This window comes from Burkholderia sp. AU6039 (assembly GCF_002223365.1).
Taxonomy (GTDB): domain Bacteria; phylum Pseudomonadota; class Gammaproteobacteria; order Burkholderiales; family Burkholderiaceae; genus Burkholderia.
Map to the genome: position 1 here is coordinate 103,713 of NZ_NKFK01000010.1, position 20,848 is coordinate 124,560.

The window sequence follows — 20,848 nt, forward strand, 5'->3', positions numbered from 1 at the left end:
CCTCAGAAACCGAAGAGACCGCGACGGCCGCGGGTGATCGTCACTTCTTCGCCTGGTCGCGTGAGCTTCACTTCGTCAGCCAGTCGCTGGATGACGATATACGGCCCACGGCGGATGAAGTTCGGGCTGACGATATCGCCACCATCGTTGATGGTCGGCACGGCATACGGGGTACGCGGCGGCATCCGAATCCAGATGAACGTGCCATCGTCGAAGACGGTCTCCGGTTTGAGCGAGCTCGTGCCGGAGACGGTGTATTCGAAGTTCAGCTTGTCGGGCGGCACACCGATCGGCCCAGAATCCGATTGATCAGCATGGTCGGCATCGCGATCGTCGCCGGCGGCATTCCCGCGCGTGCGCACTTTCGCCATCAGCGAATTCGGGTAGTTGAAGCGGACGTTCTGATAGAACAGGCCTCCGAGCGGCGACGATACGAGGGTCAGCTCGTACTCGCGCTTGTTCGTGCTCAGATGCAGGGTGTTGACGAGACCGGGCTTCGTCGGCTTCACGTACACGTGGTTTGCGCCGTCCGTATCGATGACCCACTGGACCGAATCGCCCATCGCCGGCTCACTGATCAGGCTCTCGCCGCGCTCCAGCTCGATCGTCGTGAGCTTCAGCGGCGCCGTCATCACGCGGTAGATTTGATCACGGCTGTACGGAAAGACAGCCATGCGCGCGTCACCGGGCATCGTGATGGGATCAGCGCCGGAGTTGTACGGATTCACCGGGCTCATCGCGTCGCCGATGATGCTGCCGACATCGAAACCGGGAATCGGCGAAACAGGACTCGCGGCAGTCTTTGCGGCGAACGCATTGGCCGACGCCGCGATCAACGCGAGCGTGCCCCAGGTCAAGAGGGAACGTGGTCGTTTCATGCGCCTGTTTTTTGCAAAGTGAAGAACGGGTAGTAGAGGCCGTACGGATTCGTGCCGAGTACGTCTTCCGCGGTCGGCGGAATGATCTGGTAGCGCATCGTCAGCGCGAACCGGACATCGACAGGCTTGTCGGTGGGCGATTGCCGGGTCGAGGTCGTGAATTCGACGACGACGGTCGAATCTTCGAGCAGCGAGACGTTGGTGACCTTCGGCTCACGGACCAGCTTCGGATTGGTCGTGATCTGGTCGAACGGCTTGTCGTCGCTGATCCACGACGCGAATTGGTTCTTCGCGTTGCCGACCATCTTGGCTTTGACGGCGTTGATATTCTTGGCGAGGCGGGAGGTGCGAATATCGTCGGTGAGAACCGGCTCGATCGTGAACCAGTGCTCGACGTCCTGTTTGATCGCCGTGCGCTTCGCCTGGTCGTCGGGGTTGTATGCGGCCAGTTGCTTGACCAACGGATTGCCGCCGGCATCCGACGAGACACCATAGGCCTTCACAACCGACGGCGGCGGTTGCCGCGTGTACACCGCACCACCGGCGATGATCGCGAGAACAAAGCAGAAGGTCTTCCAGTGATTCGCTTCGATTCGCAGACGCGTCCCCTGATCGAAGATGATCTTTTCGGGATCGTCGTTCGAGTAGTGGCCGGGCGCCGGCGACAGGGCGACCTGCTTCTTGCTACGGGGAAAGAGTCGGGGGAGTCGCATCACGGAGTTCCAATTGGGACGGATCAATTGGAACAGCCGGGGCGACAACGGCACGTGGGAAAAGAGCCGTGATTTCAGGGACCTTTTCGCGACACCAGGAAACGCTGGCAATCGGAGCCACAGCGCGTAACTGGTTGAGGGGCGTAGGGCAAAAAGCCCTATGAAAATCACGAGCTTTTGGGTCTTGCGTTTATGAACACGCCGATAGAATTAGTTCGCCGTTGTTGCACGCGTTGCACGCAGCACTCTGGTGGTGACGAGACGGCAGGCATTCGCAAATCATTGTTTTTGCACGATTCTCGACCCAGTCCTCGTTCGAGGAATCCAGATGCGCCCCTCAACCGGTTGAGGGACATTTCTCAGAAACAACAACAATGACGATCAACGATCGTTGACTCCTATGACCTGTTCCAATTCGTGTAATAGTTCGGCCGCTGAGAAAGCAGGCATCCCCCGCGATCGCCTGGCCGCGATCGCGCGACATGAGGATCTCCGCAGGGCTGGCTCTCCACCCGTTGTGCTGGGCACGTTCTATCGGGTGCAGTTGGATCGGCGGCTCTGGCCGAGTCAAGCAACGCTGGCTGTGGACTTCAACGTGTCGAAGGCAATTGTCACACGGTCTATCCAAGCCTCTTTGCTTCCACCCGAAGTGGTCGCCTCGTTCGGCGGGCCATGTCAAGTCTCGTACCGGACAGCAGAAATCGCTACGAAACTGATCCGGGAAGTCGGTAAGGATCTTGTCACGCGAAGGGCTCTATCCGTGCCGCCCAACATTGCTCCATCGAAAGTGATATCGATACTGTCTACGGGCGTAGTCCAAGCCCGAGACGGTGTTGAACTTCGATTGTCGCTTGGGCCAAACGGCAGGCATCTCAGAATCGATGTGCCTCAAATCGACCTCGTGGTTCCCCATCTTCCCCTACTGCAGGATCTGCTGAACGCTCTCCTTCCGTCGGTCCTTCCTCGCAGACGCTGACGGTACTTGCCGATCGGGTGACAAATTCCGACCTCGAGGAAGTTGCCACACGATCGGTGACATTATCCGGCCTAGTCCTTTCGGCAGACTGCCAGGTCGAAATAAGTCATCGCAATGCAATGGTGACGTTTTCCGACCCGAGGTCTATCGAGAGGTGACATATTCCGACCCACCGCTACAGTCACCTAAAGGTGACGAATTCCGACCCGCTGACTTACCGCGAACAGTGACATTTTCCGACCTTCTGAGTCCAAACCTCAAAAGTGACGTTTCCCGACCCGGCACGTTGTTCGAAAAGGTGACACGATCCGACCTGAGGTCGAAACTGATGGTGACAAATTCCGACCCGCTAGTTGTTTTGAGAAGTGACATATTTCGACCTACGGTCGAAGCTCTAATCCTATTTCCTCCGCTAGCGTTCGCGCGAAGAGTGACGTTTTCCGACCCAAGGTCCCGTGCTTTCTATGACTTTTTCCGACCTGCCGTGATGGCTTCTTCGACGATGAACCGTCCGGGGTCATCAGACTGCCCCTCATAATCTGCCGCAAAGGTGACGTTTTCCGACCTGGCAGTCTGACCCGTCGTTGGGAAAGGGACCACCTCGGCAAAAGGTGAGTGAGTACTTAGTACGTTTTGGCTGGTCGGGTCGGAAAGCGTCACTTTTTGCGCTGGCAAACCCTTCTCTGTGGCGAAGCGGCTGTGGATTCAAGGCGCTGCAAAGGCTTTGAGGTCGGAAAATGTCACTTTTCAGCGGTGCGGCATGCGCTGCAAGTCGGTGTGGGGGGATTTTGTTGTATAGGAACAACTTTCAAACGGGGCTCTTTGTAAGACAGTTTGTAGAACCGTTTGTAAAACCTTTTGTAAACGCTGTGCCCCTTCCCGCACAGGCTTGTCAGTTATGGCTTCGCGGGACGTCACAGTCGAGAAACTGTGACGTCTCCCGGGCTGACGGTGACGCAATCCGACCCTAAGTAGACGCAAAGCGGGCTGGCAGTGACAAATTTCGACCGTTATCCACAACGGTGACTTGCACCCTGCGCATGTCACCTTATAATTGTGACACTCTCCGCTGAAGGTCACCTTTGTGAACAAAAAGGCAAAAAACCAGTCCGAGCCTGCCCAGGTCGAGATCGTTGAGCTTGAACCTTTCCAGATCGCGCCCTTGGACGAACCTCCTCTGGACGGTGATGGCCGAGTGCGGGGGACTGTTGCCATGAGCCGAGCACTGGTCAATGCTCAGCAAGGTCTGACCCTTAACGAGAAGCGAGTCATGATGGCGGCACTGCGATGCATAGACAGCAAGAAGTCACCGTACTTGCATGGTAAGGGTAACGGCTATGTGAGTGTTCGTGTTCGAGCCGACGAGTTTGCCGCCCTTGCAGCACTTGCTCCGCGGTCGGGCGAAAAGCAAGCAACCGCTGCGTATGAGGGACTGAAGGAAGGCTGTGCGAGTCTTCAAAAGCGTCAACTGACGTATATGGATGGCCCGAGGAAGGTGGTACTGAATTGGGTGTGGAAGGCGGTTTACCACGAACGAGAAGGATGGGCAGAAGTTTCCTTCTCGCCGGATTTAACCCCCCATATCTTCATGTTGCAGCGGCGTTTCGTCTCGTATCAACTTGAGTTTGCCCGAGGGTTACAGTCACTTTACTCATGGCGACTCCTCGAACTGTTGATGCGAGAGCGGGATCGGGGCAGGCTCCTGATCACTTTGGAAGATTTCCGGCACGTGCTTGAAATCCCGGCGACGTACCGCTTTGCCGACATCAAGCGCCGCGTGATTGAAACCGCAGTGAACGAGCTGAACGCAAAGGCGGACCTTGTAATTTCCTGGACACCGGTGAAGCTCGGGCGCGCTGTGAATTCGCTCGATTTTAAGTTCATCCAGAATCCGCAAAGCCGCCTAGCGCTGGATGGCGAGTTGCCCTTCGAAGAACCAAGTGCAGCGGCAACTGCCGGAAGTTGAAGCGCGACGGTCTCGCAGTAGTTCCGTCGCGCTACATTGCTTGTAATACGGCACGGGATGAATGCCACTCTAGCTGTGTTGCCTACCCGGCGGACACACCTGGGTATCGCACATCCCTACTTCAGTTGGTGGCCGTCTTCGGCAAGGAGCTTTTTGAAGGCCGCAACGTATGCCTCGGCTTTTTCGGCCGAACCCAGAGCGAGGTCCAGACGGACCTTCCCGTCGCCCCATTCCTTGATCGCACCGATCTCGGCCCCTTCAACTGTTGACACCTTGTACTGTCGCGAAAGGGACTTCCTTGGGGCCCGGCCATTCTCGAGACTTTCGCGTATAGCCTTCACCTTCTGAAACGGCAATTCCTCGTCACGAATGCGCTCGGCAAATGCCAAGGTGCGCTTCTCGTCCGATGCCTTGAGGAACAGGGTGAGCTCGTAGCTAGTTGATAGGCCGAATTGTTTGGGATGCGAACCGATCACGTCCAGGACTGACTGCGGCAGATCCAGAAGCGCGAGAATTTTGCTGACCTTGGATTTGCCTTCCTCCACCAAGACCGCCAGCTCGTCATTCGATTTTGCATGACCCTGATCGAGGAGCTTCTTGTACCCGAGTGCGACGTCCAAAATTGTTTCCTGCTCGCGCTCGTTGTTTGCTGCTCGAGCAAGGCGGTAGAAATCTATCGGGTCCAGGCCTTCGAGAAGCTTCACATCCAACGTCTCGGAGCGATTCCGGAGCGCACCAAGCTTTCGGAACTGGCCGTCGATCAAGATTGCGCGATCCGGAAAGTCGGGGTGGCGTCCGGCAAGCACGGGGACGAGTTGGCCATCTCGGGCCATTGAGGCTGCGCGCGCGGCGATGAGCTCTTCTTTGTAGATAGTGCGACTGTTGAGCGGGTTATCGTCGATATGGCTTATTGGCATTGTTATATACCGCGCCTGCACCTTCCCTGCTTGCTCCAGACTTGCCAAATACGCTTCTGCAGCCGATCTTGTCGGGGCAGCGACATTCTCGTTGGGCTGATCCAATAGGCTGCTTCGGCCGCTCAATGCTTCATCAACGCGGTCGAACCTCGAAGGTGTCGCCGTCTCTCGCATTGTCTGGTCGCGCTTTACACCGGCATTAAGCGCCGCAGAGAAGTCTTTCTTGCTCATGCACGCACCTCCAGAACTTCAAGAATTTCGTCGACAAGATCATTTAGTTCTTTGTGGGCGGCCTTGGCCGAGCGGAGTTGGAGGACAGTAGCGCCAGATACCTCTGCTTCCTTGTACGCGGTGCGGAAGCCGAGCTTCGTTTTCAGCATGGGAAGCTCATCGTCCCCGGCTGCAGCCTCAAAGATCTGCTTCACGATCGTGACGTTCTGGTTCATGTTTGCGAATGAACGAAGCTTGAGATCGGGGTTACGGATCTGGGCCTCCATACCTAATTTTTTTGCCTCTTGAACCGCCCATAGGTTGCCGCCCGACGCTGCGATGGGAATCAGTCCCAGATCGGAAATAAGAAGGGCAACAGAGGGCGCAGCCGATTTAATGGCGGGCGGACAGTCGATGACAATAAAATCATAGTCATTCACGTACTTTGCAATCTCCCGATCCGGCCTGGGACTTAGCGCTAGGTTCGAAATAGCTGCCGGGTACGGTCGATCATCTGGGGCCGCGCCGACTGAGAGTGTCGCGGTGCCCTGCTCGTCCAAGTCGACGAGCATGGTTCGGTAGCCTCGCAGGCCGAAGGCACCCGCGATATTGGTCGAGGTCGTTGTTTTCCCCGACCCTCCTTTCTGGTTGAAGACGGCAATAATTTTCGCGGCCATGCGTTCTCCTTATGCACTCGGTGCTCGGACAGGAGCAGTTTCTACGTAGAAACTGCTCGCCAAGCGGGCTGCCAGGGATATTAGGATGCCATCCGAAAAACATCAAGAAAAACGACACGATTATGAGAAATTCTAGGCTCCGGCGCGACAGATCAACCGAAACTTGTAGAGTGGCGTACTTCCCAAGAGTGGTTTCTACGTAGAAACTTGGGGTATCGCCCGCAGCACCTTTGGCGGCTTAACAGTGCGGCGGACGGGTCGCGAATCGATCGCAAACGGGGTAATTGGCATTCTCTTGTCCGACCTCTTTGAATCGTGCGCAGTTTTTGACCTCACGTCCTAGCGGCGCAGCGGGCAGTTTCTACGTAGAAACTGCGGTCGCGTACGGCGGGCTCGAAGGCAACTTTTTGCGGTCGGTACCCTCGGAGCGGCGCATCGGAGCGTTCTTTTTGGATGCTCGGAAGACGTTCAGTTTCTGTATGGAAACTGAGTCGTCCAAGTAATTGCAGACGTCGGGATAAATCTCCAACGCGCGCGTCCTGGGCGTGACGCCCGATGGCCGCAGATCTAGTTTCTACGTAGAAACTGCGGTCGATGCTGCCGGTGATGCCCCTCGGAGACATCTAATCTGATGCTCACGGGGGCAGTTTCTACATGGAAACTGACCGGGCCAAGCAGTTACAGACATTGGTCAACCGGCTCGTATGCTGAGCGTGATAGCGAATGCTGGCAGATCCAGTTTTTACGTTGAAACTGCGACCAGCTTGCACGACGGAAGCAATCACGAACCGTTTCACCGGCGAAGAGGATGGAGCGCCGACTGATATCTCGTCGTTTTCGGATTGTGGGATCCAAAGCTTCGATTTCCTTATATACTGACTTTACGCTATCCGCCCGCAAATGGCCGCAGCGTACACTCCGTCGCAATGTCCAGGATTATCTGCGGGATCATTGGCCTGTAAGGACGGAAGTCGTAGATCATCTGGTAGTTCGATAACTCCCACGGAGTTAACTCCGACTTAATCTTGGAGAAGTCGAAGGTGGGTCGTCATCGCCACCGTTGATGATGTTTCGTCGAGCGCGTTCCGACTGGCGGTCAAAACAGCAATATTGGCGTCGCAGATACTTCCGATTCTAGGGCGATTCGCCATCAATCGATTTTGATGACCCGAGCCGCGCTAAGCTGTAGCTAATCTAAGGAAGGTTTCGGCCTCACGGTATTGGCGGCCAAGCTCCGCAGTCGCGTAGATCGATGTGGTGTCGAGCGAATCGTGACCGGCAAAATTTCGCGCGCTCTCGAGGCTCATGCCATTGACCAGCGCATGCGACACGAACGTGTGTCGCAGCCAGTGCGGGCTGGCCGCGCTGAAGGCCCGCGCATGGGGCGAGTCCTCGCGCAGGGCCGCGGCAGTTGCCATCGCGAAAAACTGCCTAACCGCCTTATAAAGTTGAATCGGATGGATCGGGCCGGTTTGCCGCGCGCGCGCCGCGAGCTCAGGCGCCGGATCGGTTTTGCTGGCTTGCGCCGCGCGCCGGATCTTGCCGATCTCGGCATTCGACAGCAGCGCCGGGATCAACGGAGTGGTGGCAGGGCAGGCGAGGGGGTCGCGCGGCAGGCCGCGGGATTCCAGATAGTCGCCCATCAAGTCCAACACCGCCGGCACCAGCGGCACGAAGCGTTCCTTTGCGCGCTTGCCGACCACGCGCAGCAATCGGATCGTCCCCAATTCCGGCCCGGCGTAGCGCTCCTGCACATCGTCCGTGAAGGCGCCGCATAACTCGGCGCGTCGCAGCCCCGTGCTGTACGCGAAGCTCAGCACGAAGCGCATGCGCGTTGCCGCGGCCGTGTCCGGCATCGCGTCGAGCACGCGCATCGCGAAGCGCCAGGCGTCGGAGGTCAAGCCGCGCTCGATCTGCAGGCGCGACTTCGCGGCCACGCGTCGTTCGTTGCCGGCGGCGTCGTGCGTCGCCCCGGTGAACACGCGAACCTTCGCGAACGCGTTGTGATCCAGGTACTGAGCGTCGACCAGCTCACCGAAGAATTTCTTGAGCGCGGACAGCGCGTCCTGCCGGCTCTTGACCGATAACGGCCCGCGGAACGGCCTCCAGCCCAGATCACCGCGATGCGCGGTGCCGGTCATGACCCATTGGCTCGCAGGCTGAGGATCGGTCAGGAAGCCGTTGATGTAGTCGCGCGCATCGTCCGTGTCGAGGCTCGACAGCGCTTTGCGCTTCACGAAGATCGCCCAGAGCAGCAGCCGCTCGGCTTCGGTGCGATAGCGCTGGCGCGTATGCGGGTTCTCGTAGTCGGCGAGCCAGAATTCGATCGCCTCGCGGTCGTTGTTGGCGCGGCTGTTGTTCTTGACCCGATTGCGGTGGGTGCCGTGCGAGCCGTCCAGCTCGGGCGGCAGCAAGAAGCGCTCGAGCGGCACGATCGCGGTGACGGGGCCGGCCGCGGCAAGCCGTTGCCCGGGCAGGGTGGATTCTGACGGGTGGGTGTGCACGCCGGGGGCCAGTTGCAGGCCGGCGACGTCGCCGTAGTGGGCGAGCCATGCGGTGATGCGGCGCGCGCCGACTTCGCCCAAGCGTGGCACGCGGCGGTACCAGCGGTAGCCAAGCGCGTTGATCGTCTCGACCAGCTTGCCGATCGTGGTAAGGCCGACGTCGGCCAGACGGAGCGCGACGGCGGTGTCGAACCAGCCGAGCACGTGATGCTCGGGGCGCGGGTCCTCGACCACCAGGCGCGCGAGCGCGTCGAGTGCCGCCATCTGGCGCGCGCGCAGGCGGGCGTTGCGCTGCTGCCGACGCAGGGCCGCGCCGGCGTCGGTGTCCGTGCCGGCATGCCGGGCGGCGAACAGGTCGAGCAGCTCTTTCTCGGTGTAAAAGCCCTCCGGATCGTGCTCGGCGGCGAAGTCCTCCAGCGACGGAATTGCCTGCGCCGGCGCGTCGGTCGCCGGCGTCGCGGCGAGGGCGGCCGGCCGGATCGCGAGCAGCCGCGCGGTCGCGAAGTCCTGGCGCTTGCGGGCTGCGGCGACGAAGGCGGTGACCAGCCAGGTGCGGGTCGCAGCGGCCTTGCGCGCGTCGCGGCCGAATTCGAGGTACTGGTCGGCCAGCTCGGCAAGGTCCAGTCCTTCCAGATAGCCGCGGAAGAAGGCGAGGTGCTGCAGGCCGATTCGGCGCTCGGCGGCGGCCTCGCGACGGGCTGCGCGCGAGCGCGACTTGCGACGCGCGACCGGCGTGGTCGTGCGCCGCGGCGTGGCCGGCAGTTCGCGGAACTCGACATCGAGCACGTCTGGATCGTCGGCGGTCGTCATGGGTGGCTTCGAGGAAATACGGTAACTGTGTTGTTTGATACGTGTCCTGGGGCGCAGCGGCGTCCGCTCGTCTTTGACTTCGTCCGAGGCGGACGGACGGCGAGGGCAACACCGCATCCCCGGTGGTCGTCGACCTGCCGGCGAGCCTTGCCAGACAAGCGTGAGCGCCAGGTTCGCTCAGAAACTGGGCGAATCGGCCAATAAAGTGAAGGGTAACATAGTAAGGGCTATGTTACCCTTCATTTCTGGACACGTTACAGGCGCTCCATTTCGGTGCCCCGGAATCGCCAGACGCTGACAGCTCGGCGTGCGAGAATCGTCGGGTTAGCGGTCGCGTGTCGCGACTGCCGCCATGCACCGGGGGAGTTAGCTGTCATGCGGCCGAATGACTATTACAACCTGATCGTGTCCGGAGAGGACGGCCATTGGGACCGGGGCGAAGGCGCAACGCCGAAGGGGCGATTCCACTACCGATCGGTAGAGACGGTCGCGGCGCGATTCCCGATGAACGATGCGGTCGAAATGAGCCTCAAGTCGTTTCCGGCGGTGTTCGCCTGCGAAGGGAAGGGAGACTCGAAGATTCCTGCGATCGTCGGACGTATCACGAAGGTCGAGCACCGTAGCGACAACTATTACCTGCATTTCGAGGCGGATCCGAACGTTCCGCCGATTCCGCAGAAGACGTTGCTCGAGCTTGCCGACGCGTTGGATATCAGTACGCGCGGTTTTGGGGATCTCGGCTGCACCCATTGGTCCGTCAAACACGTCGACCTGTACAGCGTGCTGGAACGTAACCATCTGATTGTTCGTCAGCCCGATGTGCGCGCTGTACGTCCTGCGAGTGGCTTTTCCACCCCGTTGGGCCGGGAACTCGCGCGGGCGGCGGCCGGTGCCGAAGCGGCACGTGTGGCCATGGCGGCGACTGCGTCCCGTCAAGTTGGCGTCGATTTACCGATCGGGTTCTCCGGCGTGGCGCCGGTCGCCACTCCATCCCGTGTGTTCATTGTGCACGGTCACGATCAGGCGGCGAAATTCGAAGTGCAGGCGCTTCTTGCCAAGCTCGGTCTCGAAGGTGTAATTCTCGACGAGCAGGCCGGTCGGGGCGCCACGATCATCGAGAAGTTTGAGCGGGAGGCTGGCACGGCTACATTCGCCGTGGTGCTGCTCACCCCTGACGACAAGGGTGGGGTGTCTGCAGCCGCTGTGGATGACCTCAACCCCCGCGCGCGCCAGAATGTGATCCTCGAACTCGGCTATTTCGCGGCGAAGCTCGGACGAGGACGCGTCTGTGCATTGCGTCGAGGGAACGTCGAAATCCCGTCCGACTTCAGTGGTGTGCAGTATCTGGACTACGACGCCGGCGGCGCTTGGAAAGCCGCGCTCGCAAAAGAAATGCGCGCGGCTGGCCTGCTGGTTGACTTGAATCACCTCTGATAGAGGGGCGATCCGATGCGCGAAGGGCTCGCCGGATGGCGAGCCCTTCGGAAGAGATGGGGGAACAGAAAATGCAGCGGGACACCGCCCAGACCCACACTTCTGACCCCTTTAGTAATCTTGCCGGCGGAAATACGACGGGCTTGTGTGATGATCTGCAACTGGGACGTACTATAGGCGGCCCAAGTTCCCCGGTCAACAAAAATTGGTTGTAAAAAACTGCCCCGAAAAATGCGCATCGAAATGGGGTGAAAGAAGCGGGGTGCCTGAATCCGCACCGAAAAACGACGCCCTCAAAAGCGATGAAACACGATTCCAAACTCGCCGATTTCCCGCTCACTCGTGAGCAACACGTGTTCGTGACCGTCTGGTTCAACATGACTCACGCCTATTCGCTCGATTCGCACCGGGTTCGCGTGATGCACGCGCTAAACATAGTGGAAGAACTGATGCGTGTGTGCAGCTACGCTCACGCGAAGGCTGAGGATCGCGCGATGATCGGGAGGGAGGCGCTCGGTATCCTAGAAGCCGAGGCGGTATTGCTCCGCGCACGGTTCAAGGCATCGACGCAGGGAATTTGCATTTTGCTCGGAAAGGTGTACGGGCCGAATGCCGAGAAGGGCGGGGCTGACAAGTACGCTGCCTTGCTGGATTCGCATCTGCGTGAATACACCGCCCTCTTGAAGGCGTACTATCTCGACGAGCTGTTTGCCGGCCTGCAAGCTGTACTGCTGACACCTGATGCCCGCGTCGAGGCAGAGCGCTTCAACGAGATTCGTTCGCTGACTGGTGCGCTGCTCAGTTACCTACTCGCCCGTGGTCAGAGCCTCGAGGGTCTCTTCCAGCTCTATCGTCAGGTCCTGGTTCCGGTGAAGCCGTCTGCCAAGCCATATGTATTTGCTCAGCGATTTGATCTATTGCGCAGGATCGTCACGTCGCCGATTACTTCGTGGCAAGCCTATTTCGCGATCGACGGAATCACTGATGTCGAAGCGTTCCCGGACCAGATCGGTGACATTCGGTTTGTGCGTGAGCTTCGTCGCGAGCTGACTGGGATGCGGAACCTGAACGAAAGGCCGCGTCGACTGTATGCCACGGGCGAGATTGAGGCGGTCGACATGCGTGCCGCCGGTCAACTGCTACACGAGCAGATCAATCGGGTGCTCGATCTCGTTCGCTTCGAATACGACCACGCAAATATCAACGTCTCCGATGACTTTGCCGTCTCCCGCGCGGGCGGCGGTTCTTGGCGCGTACTGCCGATCCCGAAGGTGGTACCAAATCCTCGAGCAGCTGTTAGCCGCGAAGAGTTGCATCGGTTCGCCGAAAGTGTCAGCCGTTTGGTGACCGGAGAACGTTTTTCGCAAGAAGGCCGTGATCGGGTACTTTCTGCCTTCCGTCTGTATCGGACCGGTGCGGATACAACCAACTTCGAGAACAAGCTTGTCAACTGGTGGACGGGCTTGGAGCAGCTCGCGAAGGGGGCCGGTGGAGTCGGCTCGATCGGCGCAGCCGTCGAGTCAAGTCTGACGCCTGTTCTGATGGGGGCCTCAATATCCAACCACCTAGGCGCCTATCGAGAGGTTTTGCTCGAGCATTCTATCGAACTCATCGATCCGGCCGGCGGCCAACCGATCCCACTGAAAGAGTTGAGCATTGGGCAGCTCTATGACGTGCTCGCCCAGCCGGTTCATCGCAGAACGATTCGCGATCGCCTACAGGAGGCGCCGTTTGCGCAGATGCGCTTCGATCAGTTTATCGGCTTTCTTGACGCACCGCAGGCAATGAGCGCCTTTCTCGACAAGTCCGAACAAGGGTTGCGCTGGCACCTGCAACGGGTGTGGCGCGCCCGCTGCGACATCGTTCACAGTGCGGGCAGGATGGTCAATATTGCGCTGTTGTGCGCGAACCTCGAGGCATATCTGAAGTCGGTGCTGACCGCATTGCTCGCTGCTTTCGGGCGCATCCCCACACTCGGAAGTCCGCAGGAGTTTTTTATCCGCGCCGAGCATAGCTATGCGATCGCGCGCGAGGGACTGCGGCGCAATGATGCCGACCCGCTCAAGGCATTTCTCGAGGAACTGAAGCAGACAGCTTAGCTCCAGTTGATCGTTGTGACGTCATCAAGTCGTCAGGGAGAGCGGGTCTCGGTGGCTGCCCCGCCTGACAGCTCGTATCCCGCGGACGGTGCTCATGGACCGGGGCGGCGTTGCTTTTTCGCGTGTCGTTGAGGTTGTGCCGGAGTTCTGTGCCCATACTCGGAGCGCGGCAGAGATCCGGCCTCGCGCCGGATCGCTTGACGAGCAGAACGAGGAGCGACGCGCCGGCGCGCGTCCTTTTCATCTTTGACATCAAGAATGGTCGGGTCGATTAGGGCCTGATCGAGGACGAGTTCGACCAGGTCACGCGCGGCCTTAACATCAGGTACATCGGTATTGCCGGCGTGAGACAGGTTGGAGCGCACCGTGTACAAATCGCCTGCGGACTTTTTCATCGCGGCCATTGTCTGCGCGTCTAGCCCATTGGCTTTTGCCGCGCGCTCAACCAATTCGCGCACCGCTTTTCCGTGCGACACCTTCTTGAGATTCCGGAGTGCACTGCCCAACCCGGTATCGGCGCGCACTACTCGGTCCTGGAGTCGCCGATCGATCCATTGGACCACGGACGGCGGGCGACTCCAGGACGGTGCCAGCGAATCGAGGATGGTGAGGTAGGTCAAGAACTGTGAACGAAGCATTGCGTCGTCTTTCGCGCTGACGTAGAGATCGAGGGCCGCAAGGAGCCGGTGATCTTTGACGGCAGGGCATGTGTCCAACCAATCTGCCCAACCTTGCTTTTCGTTACTGATCGACAACTCAGCCCAATTGGCGCTAGGAGTGTGTTCCGCCGGAATCAGCGTCGGAATCGGGCCCTGGTGAAGTTCCCCATAGACCTTTTGCAGTTTCTTGAACGTGCCGATTCGGAAGGCAGCACTCATACGCAGCGATAAAGCCGGCAATCGCGCGCAAAATTCTTCGAAGACGTTTTCGGCCTCGGCCTCCGTCATTGGGTCGAAGAGTAGCCACTGGTGCACGGCCGTCGAGCTGACGGCCGCATGCTTTTGTGGGAACGCTTCTCGGGTGTGCAGGCGCGCCGGCTTGCCGAGGATGGAGACTCGCGCGTGATCGGGGCCCAGCAGGTCCCCGCGGGGGGCGGTGATCGGGATGTGGAGCCAGTAGAGAGATGGGTTCGTTTCAAGCGTAGCGTCGAGCACGAAAACTCCGGAAGGAACGTGTGGTGGCGGGAACAGAATATACGGCCAGATCGCTTAAGCGGGGTTTAAACAAGGCGGGTGGCAGGTACACGGCAGACCTTGCCGCTCGCGAGGCCCCGGGGGCGCGGCCGGCCCGGCGTACAACACAGTTTGGGCGCAAAAGTGCCACATCTGATAATTGTTCTTATCAGATGGGACATTTTTTGCCAGATCGGCCTTTCTCGGCGACACTTTCGTCAGACCGTGGGCCGGCGCGGCCGGGCAGGGGACGGGCGCCATCGCCCCGCGCGCCGCGCACGACCATCGCCGTGCGGCCCGTTACGCTTTCTGTATTGCACCGCACGCCTCGACGTCGCCGGCCGCCCGACCCTCACCGCCAGGAAACCGCCATGGACCCACGGATCCACGACCTGATCGAAGCCAAGCAAATCAAGGCGATTGCGCTGGATACCTCGATCTTCGACGCGCAACTGCGGCGCCTCGAGGACGGCCTGCTGCGACGGGTCGAGCAGTTCCGGTCCAGCCCGAATGTGCGGGTCTTGATCCCGGATGTGGTGCAGCGCGAGCTCATCGCGCATCTCACGCGTGATGCGGCCGACGCCCGCACCGCGTTGCTGCGCGCGAGCCGCGCGCCGGCGCTGGCGGACGTATTGCCGATCGAGACCATCGCGCAATTGCGGGAGACCGCCGCGCAAGCGGTCGAGCCGGCCGCGGCAGCCGCCGCGCGGCTGACGCGTTGGCGCGAGCGCGCGGACGCGACGGTGCTCGACGTCGCGGCACGCGTCGACGTGCGCACGCTGTTCGACCGGTATTTCGCCGCACAACCGCCGTTTGCCGACGCGGGGGGCAAAAAGCACGAATTTCCCGACGCCGCAGCCTTGCTCGCGCTCGAAGACTGGGCCGACGAGCACTCGACCGGAATTCTGGTGGTGTCGAGCGACGGGGACTGGCAACGCTTCTGTGCGGGATCGGCGCGGCTTTACTGGACGCCAGACTTGAGCGACGTGCTCAGCGCGTTCCAGGACGAGACCGCACGGTTTGCCGCGCGGCGTCTCGCGGAGCTTTCGATGGCGGGCGGACCGCTCGATCTGGCCTCCGCGCTACTCGAAGCGGTACGGAGCGCGAACGGTGCGATCAAAGTGCAAGTCGAGGCCCAATCTCTGATCAGGTTCAGTTCGAGAGAGGTAGTCACTGTCCAGCGCGTCGAGCTGCCCCCACCTGAAGTCGCTGCCGGCCAATTCGAAGCAGTGGACTACGGGGAGCACTCGGTTACCGTTTCCGTGCAGGGAACGGCGCATGGTCGCATCCAGATTCATTGCAGCTTCGGCCTCTGGAGCGGTGACGGTCCGGACCGCAAGTACAGTGAATTGGGAGTGCGGAGCTTTTCCCGGAACGATGCCATTCCGATCCGCGCCCTTGTCACCCTGAATGGCGAAATTCCCAAGCGGATGACAATCGGCGCGGTGGAAATCCTGCCAACGGTCTATCGGGCGCAGCTCGGTGAGATCTCGCCCGGTTGGGTATCGTCCCAGGGCGACACCCCGCGTGACGCATTGAACTGAAGTTCGTGCATTCCCCGCCTGACGCGATGGTCGATCGCTAACGGGCGATAACTAAGCCGAATGAGATTAGCTTATGGCGGCATCCGAAGTAGCAATGGCGGCGTCCGAGGTCGCCAAAGTCGTGGCGCAGGCCCCCACCGTGAATTGGTGGGTCGTCGGCGCGTCGAGCGCGGTGATCGGCGCCGCGGTCAATGCGCTGACGTCCGTGGTGACCCAGCACCTCGCCTGGAGGCGCGAGCGCATAAAGCAAGCCGAACTACGCGCGCCCGCTCAACTCGAGACCGCGTTGGTGCTCGAAGCGTTCGCTCGCCACGCTGTGGCCCAGCTCGACGCGGTCGCTGAGCGGATTGTCGAGTATTTGGCTGAGCAGCAGGGGGAGACGGCCCCGCCGCGAACCGCGTGGACAGAACTGGCATTCGATGCATCGCTCCTCGGCGATCGCGCGATGCTACCGATCAATATTCTGTCGCATTGCCTCGAGCTACCGACGGTGCTTGCGGAGAGCCGCGCCTGGATCGATGCGGTGGCCACGGAGGAATGGCCGGACGCGCTGGATCTGAATCAGCTAGAGGCGCAGCGCGCGATCCTTTACGGCCTGGTCGCCGGCGAACTGGCGAACGAGATCCGGACGCAAATCAAGGCGCCGGCCTCGACTCTGTCGCGCGATTGCCTCGATCGCCTGCAGCGCGAGTTTGGCAAAATCAAGCAGCACTGTGTGGACACGACTGGTACGGTGGAACTGATTCCTGACCTGAAAGCGCGATTGATGCGGGAATTGCCGGAGGCGCTGCACGATCCGCGGTGGCTGACGACCACGTCGCGCGGCTGACATGCGCAAGGATCCGTCCCGGTCGCCGTTGCGTCTGACGCCTGCCCACTTCGCGCTGTACCGCGCGTATCTGGAGGGGCTCGACGAGGCGACCTTGCACGCGCACTACGGCGCGCCGGGCACCGACGTGCGGGTCACGCGCCGCACGCTTGCGACGCTGCGCGACACGCTGGCGATCGCCGCGCGGCGCGCACGCGACGTCGACGCCGCGCACGAGCTCGAGGCGAGCGAGGACGCGTTCGCCGTCGTGGTCGATCAGCAGCACGCGCTGCAGCGCCGGCTCGCGCAGACCGAATCGAACCTGCGCGCGGCGCTGGCAGCGCACGCGCGCCGCGACCGGTAACCGAACAACCAGGAGTCTCATGGACGAAGCGACCACCGGCGACGGATGCCCCGCACCCACCGCGTACGCGGCGCTCTTGCTCGCGGCCGAGCGCGGCTATACCCACGAACTGTTTTTGCGCGAGACCGGGTTCTTCGTGACCTTGCGCCACGCCGACACGATGCCGGATGTGCGCATCGATGCGTTCCTGGTGGTCCGCGACGGCGGCTACTCGTTTCTGCTCGGCTTCGTGCGCGAAAGCCTCGGGATCGGCTGCGGTTCAACTGCTACATCGCCAGCAGCCTCGAGGGCGAGTTGCGCGATACCCGCAGCGTGGAAGTCAGCGAATGGGCCGCCGGCGTCGAGCGGCGCTATGCCGTGCCGCTCCAGCATGCGTTCGATTGAGGATTCCCGATGAGCACGATTGAGCCGTGCCCCTTCGCCCATCGCCTGCGTCGACGAATCGCTGCAGCGGATCTCCCCGGAAAACTGCGCGCCGGGTGGCATCTGGTCCTCACGGCCGCCGCGTTCTCGCTCGGCTGGCGGCTGTTCTTGTGGGGCAACTGGGAGCGCGCGGCGGCTCGCGCCGGCGACCCCCACGTGTTGGCCGTCCGTCGTGCGATACGCGAGGCGCTGAAATTCGCCGATGCGGTGTCGGTGCTCGAGCATGCGTTGAGCGGAATCGGCATGGCGGCCGTCGGCGTCGGGGCCCTGCAGTTTTACTACTACGTGTTTTGCGCGACGCGCGGCAGCGAACCAGGCTTCCCGCGCTGGGGGAAGAACCTGCTGTTCGTCCTGATCGCCAGCGCCGCGGTTACGTTCACGTGGTCATTGATTTACGGCCGAACCGGCCCGTTGGTGGTGCCGGCCGGGCTGTTCGTGATCGGCTGGTGGCTCGCGCGCCCGGATCACTGGAGCCATCTCGCGCTGCGCGTACCAGGCGCGTTCATCGCGCTGATCGGCGGGCTCGTCTGGCTCAACTTCGATCTCGCCTGGAAAGTGTCGGAATGGCCGACCACGCACGACACGGTCGCTGTAGTGCTCGCCCATCTGCTGGCCAGCGCCGCGACGCTGATCACCTGCAGCATCGCAGTCGGCGCTGCCGTGCGGCGCTGCGCGTGGCTGCGCCCGGCGTCTGCAGGAGGCCAGTGACGTGCGTGCTTCACCCGCCCGCGACGCTGCGGCTGACCCGGCCCACTTCGCGTTGTACCGCGCGTACCTCGAAGGGCTCGACGAAGCGACGCTGCATGCGCACTACGGCGTGCCGGGGACCGACGTGCGCGTGACGCGCCGCATCTGCTGCGCCTGAAACCCGGCAGCTTGCCGTGTGACGCGCACGCCGGTGGCGCAGAGGGAGGGGCGGCCGGCCGCGAAGTGCCGACGCTCGAGGCGTTCCGGGCCGAGGTGGATCTCGGCAACGGCAGTCAATAATGCGTTCTATCACCGTCGAAGGGAAGACCGATGGCCATGCCGGACTTACAAGATGTTTGGAAATATGCCGAAGAGTTTGGCAAGCCGATCGCCGGCTTCATCGCCGGAGGGGGTGTTGCCCGCTGGTTGCAGCGTCGCCGCGAACTGGCGACCGCGCGGATGGATGCGGCTCGTGATAACGCAACCCGGCTCGAGCAGTACGTCTACGATCTTCACGACCAGATCGAGCGTAACAACGACAACCGCCCGGACGCAGGTCCGTTTATCTTCGACCTGCCTCCGTTGCCCGATGCAGTGCCGACCGGCGACTATCATCGCGACCACGCGCTGCTGAACCGCTACCGCGACCTACAGATCGAGGTCGCGCGCGCGAATCGGAACGTGAACCTCACCGATCGCGGCGAATGGGATGGCTACGCCGCGCTAGACACGCTCGACCGCCGCGCTTACCGAATTGCCGCTCGCGCGCTGACGCTCGCTTCCGACTATCGTCATCGCGTCGCCATGCGCCGCGCCTCGCTGGCACCGGCCGAACGCAATCTCGAGCAATACATTCGCGATCGTGCACGACACGATGCCGGTCGACCATCGTTCCTGCGACCGCTCGCACGCGTGCGGTATGGGTGTGCGCATCGCCGCCTTGCGCGCGCCGGCTACGTCCGCCTAACCCAGTCAGCGTGAAACATGCGTAAGCGCTCGACACGTACCGTCTGTTCATGAGGGCGCGGCACAGGCAATCTGATTCCCATCAGATGTAACGGGAATCAGATTGATGAAGCCAGTGGTGCATGGAAGACAACCGGGATCGAGGAACTACACGAAGGAGTTTCGGGAAGCGGTTGCTGCAGAAGCGAACGATCCGAATCGCCCGATTGCCGAGGTAGCCCGTGCGCATGGCTTGAACGCCAATATGGTCGCGCAGTGGCGAAGAAGCTTGCTAGATGCGCAACGTGCAGCGTCGATACCAAACGTCGCGCTGCTGCCTGTTGAGGTGGTCGATCTGCCAGCGAAAGACGTCCCAAACCACGCTCTGGCACAAACGCTGGATATGTCGGCGAGCCCGGCGATGCCGCCGGGATGTGAAATCGAGATCGAGGTCGGCAAACGACGTATTCGTATCCGCGGTGTGTCGCAGGAGTTCGCCGAGCAGTATTTACGAGACTGTCTAAAGTGATCCCGCCGAACACGCGAATCTGGATCTCGGCGGGCGTCACGGACATGCGTTCCGGCTTCAACTCGTTGGCCGCGAAGGTACAAACCGTGCTGGAGAAGGATCCCTACAGCGGGCATGTGTTCGTGTTCCGGGGTAAGCGCGGCGACTTGCTGAAGTGCTTGTGGTGGTGCGACGGTGGCCTGTGCCTGCTCTCGAAGCGCCTCGAGAAAGGACGTTTCGCGTGGCCGCGCGCCGATGCCGGTGTTGTTGCGCTGACGACCGCTCAGCTCGCGCTCTTGCTCGAAGGTTTCGATTGGCGGCAGCCGATCGATGCAGCGCGCCCGAGAAGCGCATTGTAAACGTTCATTACGCGTGGAGAGCTTGTAGGTGGCGTCGTGTAAGCTCACTGCATGTCTGCTGCTCCCGCCGATCTCCCCGACGATATTGACGCGCTGAAGGCGATGGTCGCCAATTTGCGCGAGCAGCTCTCGTCGCGCGCGATCGAGATCGAACATCTGAAGCTGATGATCGCCAAGCTGCGCCGGATGCAGTTTGGCCGGAAATCGGAGAAGCTGGATCGCCAGATCGAACAGCTTGAATTGCGGCTGGAAGACCTGCAGGCCGATGAAGGCTCGGCCGATATGGCCACGGCTGCTGCAGTGAACCGGCCGAGTCGCGAAGGTGTGGGCCGCAAGCCGTTGCCGGATCACCTTGAGCGCGAAGAGCGCATCCATCTGCCCGCCGATGATGACTGCCCCGATTGCGGCGGGCAACTCAAACCGCTGGGCGAAGACGTCGCGGAACAGCTCGAATACGTCCGGGCGCACTTCCGCGTGATTCGCCACCGCCGTCCGAAGCTGGCCTGCGCATGCTGCGATCGCATCGTGCAGGCCGCGGCACCGAGTCGACCGATCGATCGTGGCATCCCGGGTCCGGCGCTGCTCGCGCACATCGCCGTGTCGAAGTTCGCGTACCACATCCCGTCGCATCGCCAGGCAGTCATGTACGCGCGCGACGGCGTCGAGATCGATCCGGGTGCGATGGGGTATTGGATGGGGAGCATCACGGCGCTGCTTGCACCGCTGCTCGACACCGTCCGCCTATACACGTTAGCCGGCGGCAAGGTTCACGGGGACGACACGCCGCTGCCAGTGCTGGCGCCCGGCAACGGTCGCACAAAGACAGGACGCCTGTGGGTCTACGTGCGCGATGA

Annotated in this window: 19 protein-coding genes; 13 read left to right on the top strand and 6 right to left on the bottom strand. The window is 61.2% G+C overall.

The annotated features are described in order from the left end of the window. Nucleotides 1–2: 2 nt before the first annotated feature. Entirely contained in the window at nt 3–878 is an 876-nt protein-coding gene (locus CFB39_RS38135) for a TrbG/VirB9 family P-type conjugative transfer protein (RefSeq protein ID WP_089476925.1), read from the bottom strand. Beyond that, nucleotides 875–1,591, bottom strand: coding sequence for a type IV secretion system protein (locus CFB39_RS38140; RefSeq protein WP_060321812.1), 717 nt, complete (start codon nt 1,589–1,591; stop codon nt 875–877). The genes CFB39_RS38135 and CFB39_RS38140 overlap by 4 nt, the downstream gene beginning before the upstream one ends. Before the next feature lie 2,060 nt (nt 1,592–3,651). Between CFB39_RS38140 and CFB39_RS38150 the strand changes: the two genes are divergently transcribed. Beyond that, on the top strand, nt 3,652–4,533 hold the full coding sequence (locus tag CFB39_RS38150; protein ID WP_060320189.1) for a replication initiation protein: 882 nt from the start codon (nt 3,652–3,654) through the stop codon (nt 4,531–4,533). Nucleotides 4,534–4,649: 116 nt separating this feature from the next. Here CFB39_RS38150 and CFB39_RS38155 read toward each other — a convergent pair whose 3' ends face one another. From CFB39_RS38155 to CFB39_RS38165, 3 genes are all read right to left on the bottom strand, one after another. Continuing rightward, nucleotides 4,650–5,681, bottom strand: a complete 1,032-nt coding sequence (locus CFB39_RS38155; protein WP_060320187.1) for a ParB/RepB/Spo0J family partition protein — start codon at nt 5,679–5,681, stop codon at nt 4,650–4,652. Then, nucleotides 5,678–6,337 (bottom strand): AAA family ATPase, encoded by a 660-nt coding sequence (locus CFB39_RS38160; protein ID WP_027791981.1) that lies wholly within the window; start codon nt 6,335–6,337, stop codon nt 5,678–5,680. Before CFB39_RS38160 ends, CFB39_RS38155 begins: the two co-directional genes overlap by 4 nt. 1,178 nt (nt 6,338–7,515) lie before the next feature. Next, a complete protein-coding gene (locus CFB39_RS38165) occupies nt 7,516–9,651 on the bottom strand; it encodes a phage integrase family protein (protein ID WP_089476927.1) in 2,136 nt (711 codons plus the stop codon). A gap of 375 nt (nt 9,652–10,026) precedes the next feature. On the opposite strand from CFB39_RS38165, the gene CFB39_RS41100 reads away from it, so the two are divergent. Both CFB39_RS41100 and CFB39_RS38175 read left to right on the top strand, forming a co-directional pair. Beyond that, nucleotides 10,027–11,085, top strand: coding sequence for a nucleotide-binding protein (locus CFB39_RS41100; RefSeq protein ID WP_256991564.1), 1,059 nt, complete (start codon nt 10,027–10,029; stop codon nt 11,083–11,085). Nucleotides 11,086–11,387: 302 nt separating this feature from the next. Further along, complete coding sequence (locus tag CFB39_RS38175; protein WP_089476928.1) at nt 11,388–13,184, top strand: hypothetical protein; 1,797 nt, start codon at nt 11,388–11,390, stop codon at nt 13,182–13,184. Nucleotides 13,185–13,276: 92 nt separating this feature from the next. Here the strand turns inward: CFB39_RS38175 and CFB39_RS38180 are convergent, their stop codons facing one another. Further along, a complete protein-coding gene (locus tag CFB39_RS38180) occupies nt 13,277–14,338 on the bottom strand; it encodes a hypothetical protein (protein WP_089476929.1) in 1,062 nt (353 codons plus the stop codon). 389 nt (nt 14,339–14,727) lie between these two features. Here CFB39_RS38180 and CFB39_RS38185 point away from each other — a divergent pair, with 389 nt between their 5' ends. From CFB39_RS38185 to CFB39_RS38225, 10 genes are all read left to right on the top strand, one after another. Continuing rightward, a complete protein-coding gene (locus CFB39_RS38185; protein WP_089476930.1) occupies nt 14,728–15,900 on the top strand; it encodes a PIN domain-containing protein in 1,173 nt (390 codons plus the stop codon). Nucleotides 15,901–15,973: 73 nt separating this feature from the next. Continuing rightward, nucleotides 15,974–16,729: a hypothetical protein gene (locus tag CFB39_RS38190; protein WP_089476931.1), complete on the top strand. Its 756-nt coding sequence runs from the start codon at nt 15,974–15,976 to the stop codon at nt 16,727–16,729. A 1-nt stretch (nt 16,730) separates the two neighbouring features. Continuing rightward, nucleotides 16,731–17,072 (top strand): hypothetical protein, encoded by a 342-nt coding sequence (locus CFB39_RS41315; protein ID WP_373452774.1) that lies wholly within the window; start codon nt 16,731–16,733, stop codon nt 17,070–17,072. A gap of 19 nt (nt 17,073–17,091) precedes the next feature. After that, a complete protein-coding gene (locus tag CFB39_RS39975; protein WP_144030389.1) occupies nt 17,092–17,469 on the top strand; it encodes a hypothetical protein in 378 nt (125 codons plus the stop codon). Then, nucleotides 17,466–18,203, top strand: a complete 738-nt coding sequence (locus CFB39_RS38200; RefSeq protein WP_089476932.1) for a hypothetical protein — start codon at nt 17,466–17,468, stop codon at nt 18,201–18,203. The genes CFB39_RS39975 and CFB39_RS38200 overlap by 4 nt, the downstream gene beginning before the upstream one ends. Nucleotide 18,204: 1 nt before the next feature. Next, nucleotides 18,205–18,360 carry a hypothetical protein gene (locus CFB39_RS41320; RefSeq protein ID WP_373452775.1) on the top strand — a complete coding sequence of 52 codons (156 nt, stop codon included), beginning with the start codon at nt 18,205–18,207 and terminating at the stop codon, nt 18,358–18,360. 152 nt (nt 18,361–18,512) lie between these two features. Then, nucleotides 18,513–19,163, top strand: coding sequence for a hypothetical protein (locus CFB39_RS38210; protein WP_256991565.1), 651 nt, complete (start codon nt 18,513–18,515; stop codon nt 19,161–19,163). Between the two features lie 91 nt (nt 19,164–19,254). Further along, nucleotides 19,255–19,656 carry a transposase gene (locus CFB39_RS38215; protein WP_089476933.1) on the top strand — a complete coding sequence of 134 codons (402 nt, stop codon included), beginning with the start codon at nt 19,255–19,257 and terminating at the stop codon, nt 19,654–19,656. Then, nucleotides 19,653–19,994 carry an IS66 family insertion sequence element accessory protein TnpB gene (tnpB, locus tag CFB39_RS38220; RefSeq protein ID WP_256991566.1) on the top strand — a complete coding sequence of 114 codons (342 nt, stop codon included), beginning with the start codon at nt 19,653–19,655 and terminating at the stop codon, nt 19,992–19,994. Before CFB39_RS38215 ends, tnpB begins: the two co-directional genes overlap by 4 nt. A 51-nt stretch (nt 19,995–20,045) precedes the next feature. After that, a partial coding sequence (locus CFB39_RS38225; RefSeq protein WP_144030390.1) for an IS66 family transposase occupies nt 20,046–20,848 on the top strand: 803 nt, incomplete at its 3' end.

Excerpts from the sequence above, each read along its gene's own strand:
- CFB39_RS38175 (WP_089476928.1), top strand. The coding sequence starts at position 11,388 with ATGAAACACGATTCCAAACTCGCCGATTTCCCGCTCACTCGTGAGCAA.
- CFB39_RS38185 (WP_089476930.1), top strand. The coding sequence starts at position 14,728 with ATGGACCCACGGATCCACGACCTGATCGAAGCCAAGCAAATCAAGGCG.
- CFB39_RS38165 (WP_089476927.1), bottom strand. The coding sequence starts at position 9,651 with ATGACGACCGCCGACGATCCAGACGTGCTCGATGTCGAGTTCCGCGAA.
- CFB39_RS38190 (WP_089476931.1), top strand. The coding sequence starts at position 15,974 with ATGGCGGCATCCGAAGTAGCAATGGCGGCGTCCGAGGTCGCCAAAGTC.
- CFB39_RS39975 (WP_144030389.1), top strand. The coding sequence starts at position 17,092 with ATGGACGAAGCGACCACCGGCGACGGATGCCCCGCACCCACCGCGTAC.
- CFB39_RS38215 (WP_089476933.1), top strand. The coding sequence starts at position 19,255 with ATGAAGCCAGTGGTGCATGGAAGACAACCGGGATCGAGGAACTACACG.
- CFB39_RS41100 (WP_256991564.1), top strand. The coding sequence starts at position 10,027 with ATGCGGCCGAATGACTATTACAACCTGATCGTGTCCGGAGAGGACGGC.
- CFB39_RS38155 (WP_060320187.1), bottom strand. The coding sequence starts at position 5,681 with ATGAGCAAGAAAGACTTCTCTGCGGCGCTTAATGCCGGTGTAAAGCGC.
- CFB39_RS41315 (WP_373452774.1), top strand. The coding sequence starts at position 16,731 with ATGCGCAAGGATCCGTCCCGGTCGCCGTTGCGTCTGACGCCTGCCCAC.
- CFB39_RS38210 (WP_256991565.1), top strand. The coding sequence starts at position 18,513 with ATGGCCATGCCGGACTTACAAGATGTTTGGAAATATGCCGAAGAGTTT.
- CFB39_RS38160 (WP_027791981.1), bottom strand. The coding sequence starts at position 6,337 with ATGGCCGCGAAAATTATTGCCGTCTTCAACCAGAAAGGAGGGTCGGGG.
- CFB39_RS38135 (WP_089476925.1), bottom strand. The coding sequence starts at position 878 with ATGAAACGACCACGTTCCCTCTTGACCTGGGGCACGCTCGCGTTGATC.
- CFB39_RS38140 (WP_060321812.1), bottom strand. The coding sequence starts at position 1,591 with ATGCGACTCCCCCGACTCTTTCCCCGTAGCAAGAAGCAGGTCGCCCTG.
- CFB39_RS38200 (WP_089476932.1), top strand. The coding sequence starts at position 17,466 with ATGAGCACGATTGAGCCGTGCCCCTTCGCCCATCGCCTGCGTCGACGA.